3 protein-coding genes and 1 pseudogene are annotated in these 4,545 nt (G+C 75.6%); all 4 read left to right on the forward strand.

What is annotated here, in order from left to right; all coding sequences use genetic code 11:
- Positions 1–1,087, forward strand: a pseudogene (locus RYN42_RS19770) (hypothetical protein); the annotation flags it as partial.
- Positions 1,087–3,372, forward strand: a complete 2,286-nt coding sequence (locus RYN42_RS19775) for an ATP-dependent DNA helicase RecG (RefSeq protein ID WP_315099211.1) — start codon at positions 1,087–1,089, stop codon at positions 3,370–3,372. The pseudogene RYN42_RS19770 and the gene RYN42_RS19775, both read left to right, overlap by 1 nt.
- A 40-nt stretch (positions 3,373–3,412) precedes the next feature.
- Positions 3,413–4,102, forward strand: coding sequence for an ABC transporter ATP-binding protein (locus RYN42_RS19780; RefSeq protein WP_315099214.1), 690 nt, complete (start codon positions 3,413–3,415; stop codon positions 4,100–4,102).
- Positions 4,099–4,545, forward strand: a 447-nt coding sequence (locus RYN42_RS19785; RefSeq protein ID WP_315099217.1) for a DUF6297 family protein, incomplete at its 3' end; no start/stop codon positions are given. The genes RYN42_RS19780 and RYN42_RS19785, both read left to right, overlap by 4 nt.

Below are 4,545 nucleotides of genomic sequence, written 5' to 3' on the forward strand. Positions count from 1 at the left end.
CCTGCCGACCGTGCTCGCCGAGGCCGTCGCCGAGGCGCTGCGTGCCCTCGCCCGGATCAGCGCGGTGCACCCCGTCCTGCGGGCCGCGCACGTGCTCGACGCGGGCGCCTGCGCCCTCCTGGTCGTCCTGGACGCGCTCGCCCGCGCGGTAGCCGACGAGCGCCCGGTGGAGGTCCCGCTCGACTGGCTCCCGACGTCGGTCGCGCACCACACCGGCTCGGAGCCGTCCGGCGGCGCCTACGAGGTCATGCTCCTGGTGAGCGAGGAGCACGCGCCCGACCGTCCCGCGCCCGTCGTCGACACGGGCGCGGAGCTCCGTCGTCGGATGGGAGCACTCGGGGACTCGGTCGCGGTCGTCGGCGGCGACGGCTGGTGGCACGTGCACGTCCACACGGACCAGCCGGCGGCGGCGATCGCCGCGGCGGGGCTCGGGCGGCGCGAGCAGGTGCTCGTCCGGCTGCTGACCGGTGCGCACGCCGGCGGGTCCGCCCTGCCCGGACGACCGGACGGGCAGGAGCGGTGGGGCGTGGTGGTCTGCACCGCGGCGCCGGAGCTGGCGGCCTGGTACGGCTCGGCCGGCGCGGTCGTCCTGGTGCGGTGCCCCGAGGCGCCCGTCCGCTCGCTGCACCTGCAGCGCGCCGTGACCGACACGGGGGCGACGCACGTGGCGCTGCTGCCGGGCACAGGCGTGAGCACGCAGGAGGTCGCTGCGCTCAGCGCGCCGGGCGTCGTCGTCGAGGTGCTCGCGGCCGTCGACGAGGTGCGCACGGTCGTCGCCTGCCTCGCGTTCGCCGGTGCCGGACCGACCTCGCGGGGGTGCTCGGCGGCCAGGGCGGCGCTGGAACGGCTGACCGTGCACCCGGTCGACGTGGCGTCCGGGGGGACCGTGCGCGGCGCGGTCGACGCCCTCACCCGGACCCCGCGCGCCGTCCCCGCGGAGAGCCTGACCGTGCTGGTGCAGGACGTGCCGGACGACGACCTGCTGGCGGAGCTCACCGCCTACCTCGAGGACCACCACCCGGGCGTCGAGGCCACGGTCGTCGGCCCGACCGGGCAGGGTCCCTCGCTCGTGCTGGGGCTGGACTGATGGCCAAGGGGCTCACCTATCACGACAGCGTGGCCACCCACGTGCCACCGCTGGACGAGCGGGTGCCCGGCAAGCCTGCGGACCAGAAGAAGCTCGCCGCCCTCGGCATCGAGACCGTGGGGGACCTGCTCGCGCACTACCCGTGGCGGTACGCCGACTCGCGCGAGGTCACCGACATCGCCGGGCTCGCGGTCGGGCACAACGTGTCGCTCGTCGCCCAGGTGCGCGGGGCCGAGATCAGGCACGCGCAGAAGACGGGCAAGCCGCGCGTCGAGGCCAAGGTCACCGACGGCACCCGCACGCTCGACCTGGTGATCTTCATGCCTCACGAGCAGGCCGCGAAGTTCCACCTCAAGCGGTTGGTCCCCGGGTCGCTGGGCCTGTTCTCCGGTCAGATCAACGTGTTCAACGGTCGGCTCCAGCTGGCCAACCCCACGTACGCGATCTTCGGCCACGAGGTCGACGAGGCCGTCGCGCTGGAGGAGGCCGAGTGGCCGATCCCCATCTACCCGGCGACCGCGGGACTGGAGTCGGACAAGATCCGCGCGGCGGTGCGCAAGGAGCTGGACCGGCTCACGGAGGCGGACGTCCCGGACCCCGTGCCGGACCCGGTGCGCAGCGAACGCCACCTCGCGTCGCGGTGGAGCGCGCTGCGGGGCGTCCACGTGCCGCACACGGAGGACGACTACCGCAAGGCGCAGGCGCGCCTCCGGTACGAGGAGGCGTTCGTCCTGCAGGTCGAGCTCGCCCGCCGGCGCGCTCGCGCCCGGCGCGAGGAGTCGACGGCGCGGCCGCGCCGGTCCGGCGGCCTGCTCGACGCGTTCGACGCGCGCCTGCCGTTCGTCCTGACCGAGGGGCAGGTCGCCGCCGGTGAGCAGATCGCGACCGACCTGGCCGCGGCGCACCCCATGCAGCGGCTGCTGCAGGGCGAGGTCGGCTCGGGCAAGACGGTGGTCGCGCTGCGGGCCATGCTCCAGGTGGTCGACGCGGGCGGGCAGGCCGCGCTGCTCGCCCCCACCTCGGTGCTCGCGGCGCAGCACGTGCGGACGCTGCGGGCGCTGCTGGGTGACCTGGCCGAGGGCGGGCTGCTCGGCGGCTCGGAGATCGGCACGCGGGTGGCCGTGCTCACCGGGTCGCAGAACGCGGCGGAGCGCAGGAGCAATCTGCTGGAGGCGGCCAGCGGGCAGGCGGGGATCGTCGTCGGCACCCACGCCCTGCTGTCGGACCCCGTGCAGTTCGCCGACCTGGGGCTCGTCGTCATCGACGAGCAGCACAAGTTCGGCGTCGAGCAGCGCGGCCGCCTGCAGGCCAAGGCCGCGAACGCCCCGCACCTCCTGGTGACCACCGCGACGCCCATCCCGCGCACCGTGGCCATGACCGTGTTCGGTGAGCTGGAGATCTCTGAGCTGCGGCACGTGCCCGCCGGGCGCAGCGGCGTGACCACGCACGTGGTCCCTGCGGACAACCGGGCCTGGCTGGACCGCACCTGGAGCCGGGTCCGCGAGGAGGTGGAGCGCGGCGGCCGCGCGTTCGTCGTCTGCGCACGGATCGACGCCGACGAGGATGCCGCCGCCGGGAGCACGCGCGAGACGGACGGTGCAGACCTGATCCTCGACGAGCCGACGACGGTCAGCGAGGCGCAGGCCGCCGCGCAGCGTGCACCGAAGAGACCGCTGCGGGCGGTGCTCGAGGTGGCCGAGGCGCTCCGTGCGGACCCGCGGCTCGGCGGTGCCGCCGTGGGGCTCCTGCACGGGCGGATGTCCGGCGAGGAGAAGGACCGGGCGATCGCGGACTTCGCCGCGGGCACCACGCCCGTGCTGGTGTCCACCACCGTGATCGAGGTGGGTGTCGACGTCCCCGCGGCCACGGTCATGGTCATCCTCGATGCCCACGTCTTCGGGCTCTCGCAGCTGCACCAGCTGCGCGGCCGGGTGGGACGCGGCGCCGCACCCGGGCTCTGCCTCCTGGTCGCCGACGCCCCGGAGGGCACGGTCGCCGCCCAGCGGCTGGGCGCGCTCGCCGCGACGACCGACGGGTTCGAGCTCGCTCGGGTGGACCTCGAGCTGCGGCGTGAGGGCGACGTGCTCGGCTCCGCGCAGTCCGGTCGACGCGGGACGCTGCGGTTCCTGCGCATCGTCAGCGACGGCGCCGTGATCGACCGGGCGCGCGAGGACGCCCGTGCCCTCGTGGAGGCCGACCCGGAGCTGGCCGCCTGGCCGGCGCTGCGTGCGGCGATCGACGCCCAGCTGGCCGACGGCCGCGAGGAGTTCCTGGGGCAGAGCTGACCGGCGGGAGACCAGCCGCCCGGCGGCTACCCTGACGCACGTGTCGAAGCCCGTCATCCGCGCCCAGGACCTGCTCGTCGGCTACGGCGGGGCGCCCGTGTGCGCGCCCGTGACGTTCACGCTGGCGCCCGGCAAGGTCGTCGCCCTCGTCGGTGCCAACGGGTCCGGGAAGTCGACGGTGCTGCGCGCGGTGATCGGGCTGCTGGAACCCTCGGGCGGCTCGCTGCAGGTCTTCGGCGGACCCGTGGACGAGCGGGACGTGGCGTTCCGGACGAAGGTGGCCAGCGTCCTCGACGACGACGCCTACTTCCCGGCGCTGACGGTCTCCGAGCACCTGTACCTGACCGCCCGCGGGCACGGCGTGCACGGTGCGCAGGAGGTGGTCGCGGGGTTGCTCGCCGAGTTCGGCCTGGCCGACCACGCGCGCTCGCTGCCGGTCGCGCTCTCGTCGGGGCAGCGCCGCCGCCTGCTGCTCGCCGCCGGGTTCGTCCGGCCGCGTTCCCTCCTGGTGCTCGACGAGCCGGAGCAGCGGCTCGACCGCGCGATGCGCGACCGGCTGGCGGCGCGGATCGTCGCGGAGAAGTCGGCGGGCGGCGCCGTGCTGCTGGCGACGCACGACCCGGACCTGCTGCGGGCGGTCGCGGACCGCGCGGTGCACGTGGCGGACGACGTGACCCGGGTCCTGCCCACCGACCAGGCGGCGGACCTGATCGCGCGGGAGAACCCGTGACCGACGTGGTCGACCCCCAGGACGAGCCCGCCGTCCAGCCCTTCGAGGTGGGCGAGGTGCCGTCCGCCAGGAGCATCCGGCGCTTCACCACGCAGGCGGCCAACGCGCGCGGAGGGGCGAGCGTCGGGGCGCTCCTGTCGAGCGTGTACTACGCGGTCATCAGCATCGCCATCAGCATCGGCCTCGCCCTCGGCTTCGCGCAGGCCATGCGCGCGTCCCTGCCGGGAGCGCCTGAGGTCGAGGCGCCCCTGACCCTGAGCCTGGCGACCCTGGTCGTCGTCATCGTCGTGGCCCTCGCCGGTGCCCTGCTCTCGCTCGCCGGCCGGCTCGGCCCGGTCGGCGCCGGGGGAGCGGAGGCGGCCTGGTGGCTCGGGTTGCCGGTCGACCGCCGCGGCCTGCTGCGCCCCGCCGCCCGCCGGCTGCCGCTCCTCGCCGGGTTCGTC

The sequence above is a fragment of the uncultured Cellulomonas sp. genome, from assembly GCF_963527515.1.
Taxonomy (GTDB): domain Bacteria; phylum Actinomycetota; class Actinomycetes; order Actinomycetales; family Cellulomonadaceae; genus Cellulomonas.

What these genes read in the sequence shown, in the direction of transcription:
- RYN42_RS19775 (WP_315099211.1), top strand. Translation starts at nt 1,087, where the DNA reads ATGGCCAAGGGGCTCACCTATCACGACAGCGTGGCCACCCACGTGCCA.